This window comes from Variovorax sp. F042, assembly GCF_057814215.1.
Genome location: NZ_JBVASX010000001.1, coordinates 823,374 through 840,068, shown reverse-complemented (window position 1 = coordinate 840,068; position 16,695 = coordinate 823,374). Strand labels below are relative to the sequence as shown.

The window sequence follows — 16,695 nt, the reverse complement described above, 5'->3', positions numbered from 1 at the left end:
CCTCCTTGGGTTCAGGCCGCGACTGGCTCGGGCACGCTGCTTTCAGGCTCGGGCGTGTGCTGCACTACCACGGGTTCGCGGCGTGTCTTGTTGAGTAGCAGTTGGGTGACGTCAGGCCGCGAGTAGTGGCCGCTGGGATCGGCCGCCGCCTTGGCGAGCGAGATCATGCCGAGGTCGATGTCGGCGATGATCAGACCCTCTTCGTCTTCCGCCAGCGGCGTGCCCAGTGGCGAACCGTCGGGCGCGTAGATGCGCGCAAAGCCGCCGCCAGTGCGCAGCATCTGCTGCTTGCCCGCGTCGGTGCACATCAGCTCGCTCATGGCCTTCGACACGGTGGCGCAGGGCGCGACCACGAAGCACTGGCCCTCGGCCGCATACACCTGGCTCGCGGCGTTGTTGACCTCGGGGCCCAGCGCGTAGGCCGCGCCGCGGTACAGCGAAAAGCTCGGCCATGCGCCGCAATGGATCTGCTCGTTCTGCGAATACATCGCGTACTTGCTCAGCGGCTGCAGGTGCTCCCAGCACGAGAGCGAGCCGATGTTGCCCAGCGCCGTCTCGACCACGGCGAGGTCTGAGCCGTCGCCTTCGCCGAACACAGTGCGTTCCACGTGCGTGGGCTTGAGCTTGCGCCGCGTCTGCGCCGTGTTGCCCTGGTCGTCGATGAGCGCCTGCGCAATGTAGAGGCTGCCCGCCGCCTTCTCGCTGTAGCCGAGCGAAACCCAGATCTTGAGCTTGCGCGCTGCCTCCCTGATGCGGTCGAACTCGGCCGAGCCTACGACCAGCGAGTTGTCGTGATAGCGCTGCACGAACTGCATGCCCCAGGCCGGCGAATCGAGCCAGATCCACCACGGATAGCCGGGCACCCAGGTTTCGGGAAAGGCGACGAGCTGCACGCCCTGTTTCGCGGCCTGCGCCATCAGGTCGATGGTCTTGTCGATGGTGCCGTCGAGATCGAGGAACACGGGGGCGGCCTGCACGGCGGCAACGCGCAGCTTGGGGTGGACGGTGGTCGGCATGGGGGTTCTCCAGATGCAATGAAAGTAACGAGGCGTCTTCCGCACCTACGGCGCACCGGGTTTGCGCTGTGGCATGCGGGTTGCTTGAAGCGTAAATTCGCGCCGCCGGAACGCCTTGACCCGGATTGGCGGCGTTCTTGTTCCAGCGTTGCATGCCCTTGTTGCCAAGGCTTTCCGAGGACCCCCGATGACCCAGTTGCTCAGCACCGACGCCGTCCCGCGGGACCAGCGGCTTGCCTACTGGACCGACATGATCTGCAACGTCTACGTGCAACTGGGCTGCGATCCGGTGCGCGAAGGCGATACCTGCGATTTCGAAGGCAGCATCCGCCAGCACGCGCTGCCCGGGCTCGACGTGTCGGTCGTCACCTCGGGCCCGCAGAAGGTGATGCGCACGCCGGGGCACATCTCGCACTCCAGCGACGACTACTTTCTCGTGAGCATCCAGGCGCGCGGCCGTGGCGTGGTGCGGCAGGACGGCCGCGACGCCGTGCTCGCGGCCGGCGACTTCGCGCTGTACGACAGCACGCGGCCTTATCAGCTGCTGTTCGACGAGTCCTTCGAGCAGATCGTGCTCAAGCTGCCCGGCGAACGCCTGCGCAGCGAACTGCGCGACACCGAGGCGCTGACGGCTACTACGGTGTCAGGCCGTGCGGGCGCGGGGCACCTGCTGCTGGGCATGATCCACACGCTGCGCGAAGACATCGATACGCTGCAGCCCACGTCGGCGCTTGCGGTGGCCAACGGCGTTCAGAACATCCTGGTGGCGGGGCTGCAGACGCTGCCTGCGGCGAGTGCGCCGTCGCTCAGCAACCTCACGGCGTATCACCTGGCGCGCGTGAAGCGGCTCATCGACGAGCAGCTGGCCGATCCCTCGCTGTCGGTGGGCACGCTGGCGGCGGGGTTGGGCGTGTCGGTGAGCCACATCCACCGCGTGTTCAGGAGCGAGCCGCTGACGCCGTCGCAGTACATCTGGGAGCGCAGGCTGGAGGCGTGCAGCCGCGACCTGCTGGAGCCGCGCCTCGCGGGCCGGCCGGTGGCCGAGATTGCCTATGGCCGCGGCTTCAACGACGCGGCGCATTTCAGCCGCGCGTTCCGCGAGCGCTTCGGCTGCTCGCCGCGCGAATGGCGGCAGCAGCGCATGCAGTAAGAAGGGCTACTGGACCAGCATCACCGTCGTGTTGGTTTCGGCGACCACCTTGGTGGCGACCGAGCCCATCAGCGCGCGGCCGAAGATGCCGTGGCCATGGGTGCCGAGCACGATCAGCCCGGCTTGTGCCGCCGCGGCCGACTTGAGGATTTCCTCGGCCACATGGCCGTGGCGCGAGTCGATCGTGTAGTTGCTCACGCCGCTCTCGGCGAACAGCGCCTTCACCGGGTCGAGCACCTTGGCGTTTTCCTCGGCGTAGTAGTCCGTCACCAATTCTTTGCTCAGGTGGCGCGCGACATGGCCCGAGATGCCGGTGCACACGTGCACCACCACCAGTTGGTGCCCGTCCACGAACATTGCGCGATTGGCAAGCAGGTAGTCGAGCGCCTTGCGGGTGTAGGCGCTGCCATCGACGGCGATGAGGATTTTCATGAAACCCTTATACGGCGCGGCTTCGCGCACCGCAACGGGGCGTACCTCAGGCCCGAAGGGCTTTGCCCGGCCAGATCAGCCGTGCAGGCCCTTCCAGAGCATGTAGGCCGCGAGCAGGTAAAGGATGCTCGCGAACACGCGCTTGAGCTTCTTCACCGGCAGGCTGTGCGCCGCCTTCGCGCCCAGCGGTGCGGTGAACACGCTGCACAGCGCGATCACGGCCAGCGCGGGCAGCCAGATGTAGCCGAAGGAGCCAGCCGGCAGGCCTTGCACCGACTGGCCGCTGACCGCATAGCCGAGCACGTTCGCCACCGCGATCGGGAAGCCCAGCGCCGCGCTGGTGGCCACCGCGTTGTGAATGGACACGTTGCACCACGTCATGAACGGCACGCTGATGAAGCCACCGCCCGCGCCCACCAGGCCCGAGATGAAGCCGATCGCGCCGCCCGCCGCGAGCTGGCCGCCCGTGCCCGGCATCTGCCGTGTGGGCGCGGGCTTCTTGTCGAGGAACATCTGCGTGGCCGAGAAGCCCACGAACAGCGCGAAGAAGATGGCCAGCGCAGTGCCCTTGAGCAGCGAGAACACGCCCAGGCTGCCAGCAAGGCTGCCGATGACGATGCCGGGCGCGAGCCGCCGCACGATGTCCCAGCGCACAGCGCCGCGCCGGTGGTGCGCGCGCACGCTGGACACCGAGGTGAAGATGATCGTCGCCATCGAGGTGGCGATGGCCATCTTCACCGCGAGGTCGGCCGGCACGCCGCGATGGCCCATGATGATCGTGATGAACGGCACCATCAGCATGCCGCCGCCGATGCCCAGCAGGCCCGCGAGAAAACCGGTGCCGAGGCCGAGAGCGGCGAGTTCGGCGATCAGGAGGGGGTCGAGCAGGGCAGCGATATTCACGGGAAAGTCACGCAAGAGAAGTGAGGGGTTGGAAAAAGCAACGGCCCCGAGCAGTGGATGCAGGGGGCCGTGGCAGGAAAAGGTGTCTGCAGGTGATGTGCCGGACCCGCATCCTGAACCAGGGTTCAGGTGGGCGAGGGCAGCAGGACTTCGGGTTCATCTGACGCGAGATGATCACGCCCGTCGAGCGATGTACCAAGCCCGGCTCCGGAGAGCATTGGAACAAGGAAATATTAAGCCCGACACAGTCTGCAGACGGACTGGATTTTACGCCTCGTCCGTCTTCGTGCCAGCCTTATTCAGAGTAAATGTCCATCGCCAGCCAGGGCCTGATCGAGTTTCTGGATGAGCTGCGTGGCCTTCGCGTCGGTTTCGACGCTGTCTGCAGCCGAAGTGGCAACTGGTGCCGCGGGCGCTGCGACAACAGCGGCCTGCTGCGCGGCGAGGTCGAACGCCAGGTTCAGCGAAGCCAGCACCGCGATGCGGTCACGGGCCTTGACTTTTCCGGCATCGCGGATCTTGCACATGGCTGCGTCCACGCGTTCGACGGCTTCGCGCAGCTGCGCCTCGCCGCCATCGGGGCAGCCGAGCAGATAGCTCTGGCCCATGATCTGTACTTCAATCTGCTTCATGCGGGGGAATCTTCGGAGGGTGGTTCAGCCGGCAACCGTTCGAGCAGGGCATCGAGGCGCGTACGTGCCGCAACGAGCCGCGACTTCAGGGCGTCGCGTTCGCGCGTGAGCGCATCGACCTGCTCCTGCAGCAGCGCATTGGTGCGTTGCACCTCTTCGTGACGCACAAGCAGTCGTTCAACACGCTCGGCGATCTGATCGATAGGGCTGGAGGCGGGCATGGTTGGCGATTGTAGTTTCCCAAGGAAGCGGCCCCCAGGCGGTGCCTGGGCGTGGCATGGATTCTGCTGCCTTCCAGTTGCCTTTCAAACTCCAATAGCCTGTCAATGACCACGAAGAACAACACTTTATTCAGTCGGCGCGACCTGCTTACGCTCATCGGCAAGACCGCAGGGGGCGGCGCGATGTACCAGGCGATGACCTCGCTGGGCTTTGCCGCCGAATCCAACTACAGCGGACCACCGAAGCTCGATGGTGCAAAGAAGGGTGCGTCGGTGCTGGTTCTTGGCGCAGGCCTGGCCGGCATGGCCGCCGCGCTCGAACTGCGCAACGCGGGCTACTCGGTCAAGGTCCTCGAGTTCAGCAATCGCGCGGGCGGCCGGTGCTGGACACTGCGCGGCGGCGACACCTTCACCGAGCTGGGTGGCGCCGTGCAGCAATGCGGCTTCGCCAAGGGCGAGTACTTCAATCCGGGGCCGTGGCGCATTCCCTATCACCACCATGCAGTGCTGGGCTACTGCAAGCGGCTGGGCGTGGCGCTGGAGCCCTTCGTCCAGGTCAACTACAACGCGCTGGTGCATTCGAGCAAGGCCTACGGCGGCAAGCCGCAGCGCTACCGCCACGTGCAGGCCGACTACCAGGGCTACGTCGCCGAGCTGCTCGGCAAGGCCACGACGCAGGGCAACCTCGACGCGGCGCTGACGAAGGAAGACAAGGAGAAACTGCTCGAAGGCCTGCGCCGCTGGGGCGCGCTCGACACGCAGTTCCGCTATCTCGAAGGCACCGTCAGCAGCGACCGCCGCGGCTATGAAGTCGATGCGGGCGGCGGCCTCATGCCGTTGGCCAAACCGTCGAAGCCGCTCGACATGAGCGAGCTGCTGCAATCGAATCTTTGGCGTTACATCGCCAGCGGGCAAGACTACGAATTCCAGAGCGCGATCTTCCAGCCCGTGGGCGGCATGGACATGATCGCCAAGGCCTTCCAGAAAGAAGTGGGCAGCCTGATCCGCTACGGCGCCAAGGTCACGAAGATCGAGCAGAACGACCGCGGCGTGACGGTCACCTACACCGATGCATCAAAGGGCGGCGCGGTCACGCAGGCCAAGGCCGACTGGTGCCTGTGCACCATTCCGCTGTCGGTGCTCAGCCAGATCGACATCCAGGTGGGCTCGGCAATGCAGGAGGCCATCAACGCCGTGCCTTACGGCGCTTCGGTGAAGGTGGGCCTGCAGTTCAAGCGCCGCTTCTGGGAAGAAGACGAGCACATCTACGGCGGCATCAGCTACACAGACCTGCCGATCTCGCGCATTTCGTATCCCTCGACGCGCTATGGCGCCAAGGGCAAGTCGGTGGTGCTGGGCGCCTACGTGTTCGACGGCCCGAACTCCTACGAATTCACCGCCATGGCGCCCGAGGAGCGCGTGCGCCGCGCGGTCGAGTTCGGCACGCAGCTGCATCCGCAGTACGCGAGCGAATTCGACAACGGCATTTCCGTGGGCTGGCACCGCGTGCCCGGCACGCACGGCTGCTACGGCATGTGGACCGACGAGACGCGCCAGAAGCACTACAAGAACCTGTGCCAGGTCGACGGCCGCATCGCGCTGGCTGGCGAGCACGCTTCCTACATTCCGGCCTGGCAGGAGGGCGCACTGCTCTCGTCGCTCGACGCCATCCAGCGGCTGCATGCCCGCGCCGTTGCGTGAAAGCCGAGTGAAGGACACACCCACCATGAACAACAACATCACGACCTTCAAGCGCGCGCTGCTCGGCCTTTCGCTGGGCGCGCTGGCCTCGGTGGCCGGCCAGGCTGCTTTCGCGCAGTCGCCGGAGCCCGTCTTTTCCGTCGGCCCCCGATTCCAGGAGAGCTCGGGCGAGGCGATCTACCGCGCGACCTGCCAGGGCTGCCACATGGCGCAGGGACAAGGGGCGAAGGGCGCAGGCGCCTATCCGGCGCTCGCCTCGAACCCGCGGCTCGCAAGCGCGGAGTACCCGCTCTACGTGGTGATCAATGGGCAGAAAGGCATGCCCGCCTTTGGCAAGATGCTGAGCGACGAGCAGATCGCTTCCGTGGTCGGCTACGCGCGTACCCATTTCGGCAACCAGTATCCTGACGCCATTGCGGCGGAGAGCGTCAAGAAGCTGCGGCCTTGATCGGCCTTCTTCTTTCGATACCTGGCAGATCCTTTCTTCATCCACCCCAGCAGAGAGACAACACGCATGACCATGACCTCCATCACGAAGAAGCTGGCGCTCGTCGCCGCACTGCTCGCAGCCGGCACCGGCGCCGCCCATGCGGCCGATGAAATCATTCGCCACCGCATTCCGAACTCCAGCTTCCCGATTTCGGCGGCGGTGGAAGTGCCATCCTCGTTCACCAACGTCTACCTCTCGGGCCAGGTGCCGCCGCTGCAGGACGCGACCGCGCCCAAGAACAGCGCGGCGGCCTATGGCGGCGACACCAAGGGCCAGACCGTCGGCGTGCTCAAAGCCATCGAGAAGAGCCTCACAGGCCTGGGCCTGACGATGGGCGACGTGGTGAAGATGCAGGTGTTTCTCGTCGGCGATCCGGCCAAGGACAACAAGATGGATTTCGCCGGCTTCATGGAGGGCTACACCCAGTTCTTCGGCACCACCGCCCAGCCCCGACTGCCGGTGCGTTCGGCAATGCAGGTGGCGGCGCTCGCCAACCCGGCCTACCTGGTCGAGATCGAGGTGATGGCGGTACGTCCCGCCAAGTAAAAAAGCAGTACTGCGCTACTCGCTCAGCCGCACGTAGGTGGCGAGCAGCGCGCTCTTGGCAACAATCCCGAGCAGCACAGGGTTGCCGGCGCTCTCGATCACGGGCAGCCGTTCGCCCAGGTGATCGAGAAAACGCTGCAGCGCCTCGCCCAGCCCGGTGTCGGCGGTGAGCGGCTGGATGGCCTGCGAGAGCAGGGCGCCCGCGGTCGTTTCCGCTGGCGCCGTGCCGAGCGACGAAAGCGGCACCACGCCGAGGTAACGGTTGCCCGCGTCCACCACGTACAGGTACTTCACCGGGTGCTGCAGGAAGAGCCTGCTCATCGCTTCGCGGTCTGCCTCCGGGCCGACCACCGTCTCGGCTGGCTGCACCAGGTCGCGCATGTGCAGCCCGCGCAGGCGCATCTGCGTGTCCCGCTGCTCGTTGCGGTGCAGGGTGATCTCGTACATCGAGCCGGCATTGGCCGAGCGTGCGACGAAATACGCGATGACGCTCGCCGCCATCAGCGGCAGCATGACCTGGTAGCTGAGCGTCATCTCGAAGATCATCAGGATGGCCATCAGCGGCGCCTGCGTGGCGCCCGCCAGGAATGCGCCCATGCCGACGATGGCATAGGCGAACGGCGCCGAGGTGGCCGCTGGCCACAGCGCCTGCGCGCCAAGGCCGAACAGCGCACCGACCATGCAGCCGAAGAACAGCGCCGGCGTGAACACGCCGCCCACCGCGCCCGAGCCGGCCGTGGCCATCGTGGCGACCGCCTTGGCGACCAGCACCATCGCGATCAGCGTCCACGGCCAGGGCGTGTGCAGCACCGAATTGACCACGCTGTAGCCGTTGCCCCAGACCTCGGGCATGGGCACCGACACCGCACCCATCACGAGCCCGCCCAACGCCAGCCGCCACGGCAACGCAACCGGCAAGCGCGAGAACAGCGCACGGCTGCCCTGCAACGCGCGCAGGAAGCCGACCGCCGCAAAGCCCAGCAGCACGCCGAGCACGCAGAACAGCACGACCTCGGTGCCGTGGATTTCCGGGAACGCCGGCATCTTGTAAGGAGGCTGGTAGCCGGGCAGGGCGCGCATCGCGACGTTGGCGACCACCGAGGCAATGATGATCGGCCCCACGCTTTCCATCGCGATAGAGCCCAGCACGATCTCGGCGACGAAGAAGGCGCCGGCAATGGGTGCGTTGTAGGCGGCGGTCAGGCCGGCCGCCGCGCCGCAGGCCACCAGCAACCGCAGCCGCTCGACCGGAAAGCGGAACACCCGCCCCAGCAGAGACGACGCCAGCGCCGCCAGCTGCACCATCGAGCCCTCGCGCCCGATGGAACCACCGGTGCCGATGCTCACCAGCGACGAGGCGCTGCGCACCAGCGTCTGCGCCACCGGAATGCGCCCATTACCGAGCACGATGGCTTCCATGTAGTCGGAGGCGGCGCTGCGCAAGGCGACGCGTTTCGCCAGCACCAGCAGGCCGCCGGCCACCAGTCCACCCAGCGTGGGGCAGGCGATGCGCGCCCACCACGGCAGGTGCTTCGCCATTGCCACCAGCCCTTCGCCCGGACCGAGCACCAGATGCTCGAAGTGATAAAGCGCCGCGCGAAAAAGTTCGGTCGCCAGCGTGCCGAGCAAACCGGCCACGATGGCCCACAGCAGCATCGACTGCCAGCCCGAGACACCGAAGACACGCTGCAGCGCCGAACGAAGATTGAGAACTACCGAGGCGGGCCGCATCATGGGCTGGGATGTTAGCTGCGAGCGCCGCCCAGGCGGGAACACCGAGGAACCGGCTTTACCGGGCCTCAGGTGTTGCCCCCGGTAGGGGGAAGGAGAAGCGACACGAAGTGCGCGCAGCCTGGGGGCGAGCCAAGTCACTGGCATAAAATCCCGCCCGTTGGTGCCTGCGGCGTGGTTCACGCGCCGCGGTTCAACGGGAAGCAGGAGTGGAAGCCCCCGACCTCATCAGGACGGAACAAGGCCGAAGCCGCCTGCGCTGCCCCCGCAACGGTCAAGCAGACGGCGCCGCAAGGCGCCAACCCCTTTCCATCGAAGCCACTGGGTGCCCTGAAACAGGCGCCTGGGAAGGCGGTGAGGGGCCGTTCTGCCAGCCCGGATACCGGCCAACAAGGCGGCTGCCGCATGCGTGATCTGTGCATGGGGCGGCCATGGCGCCCAGGCGCCGGCGGGGAGGCCGGCGAGGGGTATTGACGTTCGTTCGGCTCATTCATGATTTCCCACGTTTGCTTTTCTCGCGGCCGCGCTCCTGCGCGCCGTCTCCGCCATGCCTGCCTGCCGCTGGCGCTGGCTTCCGCCTTCGGTGGCCTGGCCCATGCACAAGACGCCCCCACGCTGGGCGAAACGGTGGTCACGGCCAACCGCACGCCGCAGGCGCTGTCGGACCTGGTGGGCGACGTGTCCATCATCGACCGCAAGACCATCGAGCGCAGCGGCGCGACCGGCGTGGCCGACGTGCTGGCGCGCCTGCCCGGCATCGAGATCTCGCGCAGCGGCGGCGTGGGCAACACCACCAGCCTGTTCATCCGCGGCGCTGAAACGCGCTTCACGGCCGTGTACCTCGACGGCGTGCGCATCGACTCGCAATCGACCGGCGGCGCCGGCTGGGAAGGCATTCCGCTCTCGCAGATCGACCGCATCGAAGTGCTGCGCGGCCCGGCCGCCGCGGTGTACGGCTCCGACGCCGTGGGCGGCGTGATCCAGCTCTTCACCAAGCGCGGCGAAGAGGGCGTGTCGCCTTACGCGGGCATCGGCTTCGGCAGCAAGGGCCTGCGCAAGATCGAAGGCGGCGTGAGCGGCAAGTCGGGCCTGTTCGACTATTCGTTCGGCGTGGCGCACGAGGAAAGCAAGGGCTACAACGTGCAGCCCGCAAGCAAGCGCAACGTGGTGAAAGACGGCTACACCAGCCCCGACCGCGACGGCTACAACAGCACCTCGGGCAACGTGAAGCTGGGCTTGCAGATCACGCCGGACCAGCGCCTGGAGGCCACGCTGCTCACCAGCGACATCAAGGCCGGCTACGACGCCACCGTCTCCTACAGGACCAAGCCGCCGATCCTGTTCCGCGACGACGTGTCGAACAACACGCTGCGTACCGCCGGCCTGACCTGGTCGGCCAAGTGGAACGACATCTACAGCACCCGCGTGCAGGTGACCGATTCGCAGTCGGTCTACAAGACGCAGCCTTCGTTCTACCGGACCGAAACCAACCTGCGCGGTTACCTGTTCCAGAACGAATTCCGCTTCGGCCCGCACCTGGTGACGGCCACCTTCGAGCGCCGCGAAGACGCGCTCGAAAACGCGCCCACCACCTCGTCGAAGCTGCTGTCACGCGACCGCTCGCAGGATGCGATTTCGCTCGGCTACGGCTTCGTGCAGGGCCCGCATTCGCTGCAGCTGCATGTGCGCCACGACAGGGACAGCGAGTTCGGCGGCAAGACCACCGGCAGCGCGGCCTACGGCTATGCCATCACCCCGTCGCTGCGCTTCACGGCCTCGGCCGGCACCGCCTTCCGCGTGCCCACCCTGTACCAGCGCTTCAGCGAATACGGCGTGTCCACGCTGCGGCCCGAAAGCAGCCAGAACGTCGAGCTGGGCATGAACTACGCCAAGGACGGCACCACCGCAGGCATCGTGGTGTATCGCAACCGCGTGCGCAACCTGATCAACTTCGTCGGCACCGCCACGGGCTGTGCCTCGACGTTCGGCTGCTACACCAACGTGAACCGTGCCACCCTGCAGGGCGCCACGCTGTCGGCCAGCCAGCGCCTGGGCGACGTCACGCTGCGCGCCTCGCTCGACGTGCAGGACCCGAAGGACGCCGACACCGGCAACCTGCTCGCACGCCGCTCCAAGCGCCATGGCACCCTGGGCGCCGACTGGCGCGTCGCCGGCTGGACGCTGGGCGCCGAGGTGCAGTCCTCGAGCAAGCGCTACGACGACGCGGCCAACACCATCAAGCTCGGTGGCTACACCGTGCTGAACCTGTCGGCCAGCACGCAGATCACGCGAGACCTCAACCTCGTGGCCCGCGTCGACAATGTGGGCAACAAGGACTACCAGTTCGCGCGGCTGTACGCCAATGCCGGCCGCACCGCGTACGTCGGTCTCAAGTGGACGCCTCACTAAGCCAAGCTACCCAACCAGGCGACACCGCCGGTGCCGCGGCAGTCTCGTGCGCCGCGGTGCTGGTGGCTGCCCCGGCTTCGGGGCAGGGCAAGACCACCGTCGCCGCGGCGCTCGCGCGGCTGCATGCGCGCCAGGGGCGGCGCGTGCGCGCCTTCAAGTGCGGGCCCGACTTTCTCGACCCGCACTGGCTGGCGCTGGCCACCGGCGCGCCGGTGCATTCGCTCGACCTCTGGATGACCGGCGAGGCCGATTGCCGCTCGCGCCTGCGCGCCGCGGCGGCCGAGTGCGACCTTGTGATTATCGAAGGCGTGATGGGCCTGTTCGACGGCACGCCCAGCGCGGCCGACCTGGCTGAGCGCTTCGGCCTGCCGGTGCTGGCGGTGATCGATGCGCACGCCATGGCGGGCACCTTCGGCGCGCTGGCCTACGGGCTGCAGAACTTCCGGCCTGGGTTGCCATGGGCCGGCGTGCTGGCGAACCGCGTGGCCAGCGAGAGGCACGCGGGCATGTTGAAAGACGCGCTGCGCGAACCCTCGCAGTGGCTTGGCGCCTTGCCGCGCGACGCGGGGTTCACGCTGCCCGAGCGGCACCTGGGCCTCGTGGCCGCTACCGAACTCGGCGATGCGATGGCGCGTCTCGACGCGGCGGCCGATGTGCTGGGCGCCACGCCGCTCGGGCAGATGCAGACCAGTCAACTGCCGCAGGTGCGTTTCGAGGCACCCGCTTCCGGCGAGGCAGAAGCCGTGCCGCCGCTGCTGGCTGGCCGCGCCATCGCCATTGCGCGCGATGCGGCCTTTTCATTCATCTACCCCGCGAACCTCGACGTGCTCACGGCGCTGGGGGCGCGGCTGTCCTTTTTCTCGCCGCTCGCAGGCGATGCCTTGCCGGCATGCGACGCGGTCTGGCTGCCCGGCGGCTACCCCGAACTGCACGCCGAAGCGCTGGCCGCCTGCGCGCCGATGCGCGAATCGCTCGCCGCGCATGCCGCTGCGGGCAAGCCGGTCTGGGCCGAGTGCGGCGGCATGATGGCGCTGTTCGACGAACTGGCCACGCAAGACGACGCGCAGGTCCACCGCCTCTGGGGCCTGCTGCCGGGCCGCGTGACCATGCAGAAGCGGCTCGCCGGCCTTGGCCCGCAACAGCTCACCCTCGGCAGCCACACCCTGCGCGGACACACCTTCCACTATTCGCGCTGCGAAACGCCACTGGCGCCCGCCGCGCACACTGCCAGGCCCGGCGCGACGCAGCCCGTGGGCGCACGCGGCGGCGAGGCGCTGTACGTGCAGGGCCCGGTGCGCGCCAGTTACTTCCACGCGTGGTTTGCCTCCAGCCCGCAAGCCACGGCCCGCCTTTTCGGCGCCATGCCCATCGAGTTGGAGATCCATGCCGCAATCGAATAAGCCGAAGACCATCGAGCACGAGTTCATCCTGGGTGGCCAGAAGAGCGGCAAGTCGCGCCGCGCCGAGCAGCGTGCCATCGACTGGTTCGCGGCCGATTCCCGCACGCACCGCGCCGTGCTGATCGCCACCGCGCAGGCCTACGACGACGAGATGCTGGAGCGCATCGTGCGCCACCAGGCCGACCGTGCCGAGCGGGTGCCCGGCATGCGCACCATCGAGGAGCCGATCGAACTCGCGCGCGCCGTCGTCACGCAGAGCACGCCCGAGACGCTGGTGGTGGTCGACTGCCTCACGCTGTGGCTCACCAACCTGCTGATGCCGATTCACTCCGAAGACGCCCGCCCCGTGACGCGCACCCCGGCCACGCACATCGCCATGCTGCTGGTCGCGCTGCGCGAGGCGCGCGGGCCGGTGGTGCTGGTCGGCAACGAGATCGGCCTGGGCGTGATTCCGCTGGGCCGCGAGACGCGCGCCTTCGTCGACGCGCTCGGCCGCCTGAACCAGGACGTGGCCGCCGCCTGCGACCGCGTCACCCTGATGGCCGCAGGCCTGCCGTTGAGCCTGAAAGCGCCTGCTGCATGAAGAAGAAAAAGACGATCCGCACTCCGTTGGTCGCGCTCGGCCTGGCCCTGTTCGCGCTGGCCGCGCACGCCTTCGACGTGGTCGACGAGCGCGGCGTGTCCGTGAGCCTGCCGCAGCCGCCGCAGCGCATCGTCTCGCTGCTGCCGTCGCTTACCGAATCGATTTGTGCGCTCGGTGCCTGCAATCGGCTGGTGGGTGTCGATCGCTATTCCAACTCGCCCGAACAGGTGAAGGCGCTGCCGCAGCTCGGTGGCGGGATCGACCCGAACGTCGAGGCCATCGTCGCGCTCAAGCCCGACGCGGTGCTGCTTGCCAAGTCGTCGCGCGTCACGCAGCGGCTCGAGGCGCTGGGCCTGAAGGTGCTGGTGCTCGAACCCAAGAGCCATGCCGACGTGCAGCGCGTGCTCGACAAGCTCGACCAGGTGCTCGGCACGCACGAAGCGCCGAAGGTCTGGCGCGTGATCGATGCCAGCGTGTCGGCCGCCGCGCAGTCGGTGCCCGCGAGCGCCAGGGGCATGCGCGTGTACTTCGAAGTGAACAGCGCGCCGTACGCGGCGGGCGAGTCGTCGTTCATCGGCGAAACGCTCACACGGCTCGGCGTGAGGAACATCGTGCCGGCTTCGCTCGGCCCGTTCCCCAAGCTCAACCCCGAGTACGTGGTGCGCGCGAACCCCGACCTCATCATGGTCAGCGTGCGCAGCGCGCAAGGGCTGGAGCAGCGCCCCGGCTGGGCCGGCATCCGCGCAGTGCGCGAGGGCCGCATCTGCCGCTTCAGCGCGGAACAGTCCGACGTGCTCGTGCGCCCCGGTCCGCGCATGGACGAGGCCGCGCGCCTGATGGCGCAGTGCCTGAGTGACAAAGGCGGCAAATGGTGAACGCAGCGCGAAGGCACACGGTCCATCTGCGCCGCGTCTTGCTGCTTGGCGCAGGCCTGCTGGTGGCGGGCGCTGCGCTGATGGTGCTGGGCCTGGGCATCGGCAGCACCGGTTTCGAAAGCCTGCTCGCGGCGCGGCACGACCCGGTGGCACTGCAGATCGTGTGGGACATCCGCCTGCCGCGCACGCTCGGCGCGTGGCTGGCGGGCGCGCTGCTGGGGCTGGCGGGCGCGGTGGCGCAGGGGCTGTTCCGCAATCCACTGGCCGATCCGTACCTGCTGGGCAGCGCCTCGGGCGCCTCGCTCGGGGTGGCACTGGCGCTGCTGATGTTCGGCGGCTCCGCCGCCAGCGCGCAGTGGGTGATGCGGCTCGGGCTCACGGGTGCGGCCTTTCTCGGCGCGGTGCTGGCGGTAATGCTCACGCTGATGCTGGCGCGGGGCGTGCAGCAGACGCTGCGGCTGCTGCTTGCCGGCGTGATCGTCGGCGTGGTGCTCGGCGCGGCGAAAGACCTCATCACCATCGCTTCGGCAGACATCCTGCAAGCCATTCAGGGCTTCATTCTCGGCAGCACCGGCCTCGTCGGCTGGAGTGCCTGCGCGGTGATGGCGATGGTCGGCGCGGTCTGCCTGCTGCTGGCCTGGGCGCTGGCGCCGGTGCTCGACGGGCTCGCGCTCGGCGAGGCCACCGCGCGCAGCCTCGGCCTGCCGCTGGGCGCGATGCGCGCGGCGCTGGTCGTGGTGCTGGCACTGGCCACCGGCGCAGCCGTGGCGCAGACCGGGTTGATCGCCTTCGTCGGCCTCGCGGCGCCGCATCTCGTGCGCTCGGCCATCAAGACCACGCACGCGCGGCTGATCCTGCTGTCGGCGCTGATGGGCGGGCTGCTGCTGATGGCGGCCGACCTGCTGGCGCGCTGGCTGATCGCGCCGCAGGAACTGCCGGTTGGCGTGCTCACGGCCGTGCTGGGCGGCAGCTACCTGCTGTGGTTGATGCACCGGCGCGGCGCGCGGAGTGGCGTGGCATGAGCAGCCGACACAACAACACCCCGGCTCTCGAAGCGCGCCGCGTGAGCGCCACGCTCGGCGCAACCGAGGTGCTGCACGACATCGATCTGGCGTTGTCGTCCGCCCGCTGGACCAGCATCGTCGGTCCGAACGGCGCGGGCAAGTCGACGCTGCTCAAGGCACTCGCGGGACTGCTGGCGCACCGGGGCGAGGTGCGGCTCTTCGGCGACGCGCAGAACAAGGTACCGGCGCGCATCCGCGCCCAGCGCCTCTCGTGGCTCGGCCAGAGCGGCACGGGCGAGGGCAGCGCCGACGACCTGATGGTCTATGACGTCGCCATGCTTGGCCGCCTGCCGCACCAGCGCTGGCTGGCCGCCCCCAGCGAGGCTGACCGCGAGGCGGTGGAGCGTGCGCTGCGCAGTACGCAGGCTTGGGACTGGCGCGACCGCCCGCTGGGTCAGCTCTCTGGCGGCGAACGTCAGCGGGTGCTGCTGGCGCGCGCGCTCGCTGTCGAGGCCGAACTGCTGCTGATGGACGAGCCGCTCGCCAACCTCGATCCGCCGCACCAAGCCGACTGGATGCAGACTGCTCGTGCGCTGGTTGCCGAGGGCAAGACCGTGGTCAGTGTGCTGCACGAGCTGCCGATGGCGCTGGCGGCCGACGAACTTGTCGTGATGGATCGTGGCCGGGTGGTGCACCACGGCGGCTGCAGCGACCCTGCCACGCACGCGGCGCTGGAGCAGGTGTTCGACCATCGCATTCGGGTGCATCGGGTGGCTGAGCAATGGATTGCGTTGCCGTTATGAGATGCGCTGTGTTTTCGGTGCGTTGTTCGGGGCGCGATCGTGCAGCGCCGTCGTTGATCGGCCGGCACAACAGCAGCGTCCATGTGCGAATGGCATCGGGTGCTCCCCGCAGCGAAATAAAGGAAGAGGCCGCAGGCCGGGGGACATTCGCGGAGGGGAGTACCCGGTGTCATTCGCACGCACCCCGAACAACAGAACAGCCCCCGAAAACTGAATTGGAACTCCCATGCAAATAGAGACCCCCCCAAGCGAAAAGCCATACGAGAAACCAGAAGGCGAACGCCGAGGCCTCGTCATCGTCAACACAGGCGACGGCAAGGGCAAGAGCACCGCCGCCTTCGGCCTCGCGCTGCGCGCTCACGGCCGCGGCAAGGCCGTGAAGATCTACCAGTTCATGAAAGTGCCGACTGCGCGCTTCGGCGAACACCGGATGTTCGAGCAGATCGGCATCCCGATCGAAGGGCTCGGCGACGGCTTCAGCTGGAAGAGCCAGGACCTCGAACGCTCCGGGCAACTGGCGCGCGACGGCTGGGAGAAGGCCAAGGCCGCGATCCTGTCGGGCGAGTTCTTCCTGGTGGTGCTCGACGAGATCACTTATCCGCTGATCTACGGTTGGCTGCCTCTGGAAGGCGTGCTCGAAACGCTGCGCGCGCGGCCGAAGCATGTACACGTGGTGCTCACCGGCCGGCGCTGCCCGCCCGAGATCATCGAACTGGCCGACACCGTGACCGAGATGACGCTCGTCAAGCACGCCTTCAAGGCCGGCATTCCTGCGCAACGCGGCATCGAAGATTGAGCG

17 protein-coding genes and 1 riboswitch are annotated in these 16,695 nt (G+C 67.9%); of the genes, 11 read left to right on the top strand and 6 right to left on the bottom strand.

Annotated elements, in window-relative coordinates; genetic code table 11:
- Positions 1-11: 11 nt before the first annotated feature.
- On the bottom strand, positions 12-1,016 hold the full coding sequence (locus ACZYSP_RS04065; protein WP_093073792.1) for a carbon-nitrogen hydrolase family protein: 1,005 nt from the start codon (positions 1,014-1,016) through the stop codon (positions 12-14).
- A gap of 187 nt (positions 1,017-1,203) precedes the next feature.
- Here ACZYSP_RS04065 and ACZYSP_RS04060 point away from each other — a divergent pair, with 187 nt between their 5' ends.
- On the top strand, positions 1,204-2,166 hold the full coding sequence (locus tag ACZYSP_RS04060; RefSeq protein WP_093073794.1) for an AraC-like ligand-binding domain-containing protein: 963 nt from the start codon (positions 1,204-1,206) through the stop codon (positions 2,164-2,166).
- 6 nt (positions 2,167-2,172) lie between these two features.
- Here the strand turns inward: ACZYSP_RS04060 and ACZYSP_RS04055 are convergent, their stop codons facing one another.
- The 4 genes from ACZYSP_RS04055 to ACZYSP_RS04040 form a co-directional block, all read right to left on the bottom strand.
- Positions 2,173-2,598, bottom strand: coding sequence for a universal stress protein (locus ACZYSP_RS04055; RefSeq protein WP_093056488.1), 426 nt, complete (start codon positions 2,596-2,598; stop codon positions 2,173-2,175).
- Between the two features lie 75 nt (positions 2,599-2,673).
- Positions 2,674-3,495 (bottom strand): sulfite exporter TauE/SafE family protein, encoded by an 822-nt coding sequence (locus ACZYSP_RS04050; RefSeq protein WP_093056586.1) that lies wholly within the window; start codon positions 3,493-3,495, stop codon positions 2,674-2,676.
- Positions 3,496-3,800: 305 nt separating this feature from the next.
- Positions 3,801-4,133 carry a cell division protein ZapA gene (locus tag ACZYSP_RS04045; RefSeq protein ID WP_093073796.1) on the bottom strand — a complete coding sequence of 111 codons (333 nt, stop codon included), beginning with the start codon at positions 4,131-4,133 and terminating at the stop codon, positions 3,801-3,803.
- Complete coding sequence (locus ACZYSP_RS04040; RefSeq protein ID WP_019652365.1) at positions 4,130-4,354, bottom strand: hypothetical protein; 225 nt, start codon at positions 4,352-4,354, stop codon at positions 4,130-4,132. Before ACZYSP_RS04040 ends, ACZYSP_RS04045 begins: the two co-directional genes overlap by 4 nt.
- 105 nt (positions 4,355-4,459) lie before the next feature.
- Here ACZYSP_RS04040 and ACZYSP_RS04035 point away from each other — a divergent pair, with 105 nt between their 5' ends.
- The 3 genes from ACZYSP_RS04035 (at position 4,460) to ACZYSP_RS04025 (ending at position 7,091) form a co-directional block, all read left to right on the top strand.
- Positions 4,460-6,055: a flavin monoamine oxidase family protein gene (locus tag ACZYSP_RS04035; protein ID WP_218149735.1), complete on the top strand. Its 1,596-nt coding sequence runs from the start codon at positions 4,460-4,462 to the stop codon at positions 6,053-6,055.
- A 25-nt stretch (positions 6,056-6,080) separates the two neighbouring features.
- A complete protein-coding gene (locus tag ACZYSP_RS04030) occupies positions 6,081-6,503 on the top strand; it encodes a c-type cytochrome (RefSeq protein ID WP_256216624.1) in 423 nt (140 codons plus the stop codon).
- 66 nt (positions 6,504-6,569) lie between these two features.
- Complete coding sequence (locus ACZYSP_RS04025; RefSeq protein ID WP_218149736.1) at positions 6,570-7,091, top strand: RidA family protein; 522 nt, start codon at positions 6,570-6,572, stop codon at positions 7,089-7,091.
- A 15-nt stretch (positions 7,092-7,106) separates the two neighbouring features.
- Here the strand turns inward: ACZYSP_RS04025 and ACZYSP_RS04020 are convergent, their stop codons facing one another.
- Complete coding sequence (locus ACZYSP_RS04020) at positions 7,107-8,825, bottom strand: ClcB-like voltage-gated chloride channel protein (protein ID WP_354336292.1); 1,719 nt, start codon at positions 8,823-8,825, stop codon at positions 7,107-7,109.
- 142 nt (positions 8,826-8,967) lie between these two features.
- A riboswitch (cobalamin riboswitch) is annotated at positions 8,968-9,227 on the top strand.
- An 87-nt stretch (positions 9,228-9,314) separates the two neighbouring features.
- Here ACZYSP_RS04020 and ACZYSP_RS04015 point away from each other — a divergent pair.
- The 7 genes from ACZYSP_RS04015 (at position 9,315) to cobO (ending at position 16,692) form a co-directional block, all read left to right on the top strand.
- Complete coding sequence (locus ACZYSP_RS04015; RefSeq protein WP_093073801.1) at positions 9,315-11,231, top strand: TonB-dependent receptor domain-containing protein; 1,917 nt, start codon at positions 9,315-9,317, stop codon at positions 11,229-11,231.
- Entirely contained in the window at positions 11,216-12,631 is a 1,416-nt protein-coding gene (locus tag ACZYSP_RS04010) for a cobyrinic acid a,c-diamide synthase CobB (RefSeq protein WP_093073803.1), read from the top strand. Before ACZYSP_RS04015 ends, ACZYSP_RS04010 begins: the two co-directional genes overlap by 16 nt.
- Entirely contained in the window at positions 12,615-13,214 is a 600-nt protein-coding gene (locus tag ACZYSP_RS04005; RefSeq protein WP_093073805.1) for a bifunctional adenosylcobinamide kinase/adenosylcobinamide-phosphate guanylyltransferase, read from the top strand. Before ACZYSP_RS04010 ends, ACZYSP_RS04005 begins: the two co-directional genes overlap by 17 nt.
- Entirely contained in the window at positions 13,211-14,089 is an 879-nt protein-coding gene (locus tag ACZYSP_RS04000; RefSeq protein ID WP_093073807.1) for an ABC transporter substrate-binding protein, read from the top strand. Before ACZYSP_RS04005 ends, ACZYSP_RS04000 begins: the two co-directional genes overlap by 4 nt.
- Positions 14,086-15,111 (top strand): FecCD family ABC transporter permease, encoded by a 1,026-nt coding sequence (locus ACZYSP_RS03995; RefSeq protein ID WP_093056496.1) that lies wholly within the window; start codon positions 14,086-14,088, stop codon positions 15,109-15,111. The genes ACZYSP_RS04000 and ACZYSP_RS03995 overlap by 4 nt, the downstream gene beginning before the upstream one ends.
- Complete coding sequence (locus ACZYSP_RS03990; protein WP_093073811.1) at positions 15,108-15,896, top strand: ABC transporter ATP-binding protein; 789 nt, start codon at positions 15,108-15,110, stop codon at positions 15,894-15,896. Before ACZYSP_RS03995 ends, ACZYSP_RS03990 begins: the two co-directional genes overlap by 4 nt.
- 226 nt (positions 15,897-16,122) lie before the next feature.
- Entirely contained in the window at positions 16,123-16,692 is a 570-nt protein-coding gene (gene cobO / locus ACZYSP_RS03985) for a cob(I)yrinic acid a,c-diamide adenosyltransferase (RefSeq protein WP_093056498.1), read from the top strand.
- The last annotated feature ends 3 nt before the right edge of the window (positions 16,693-16,695 follow it).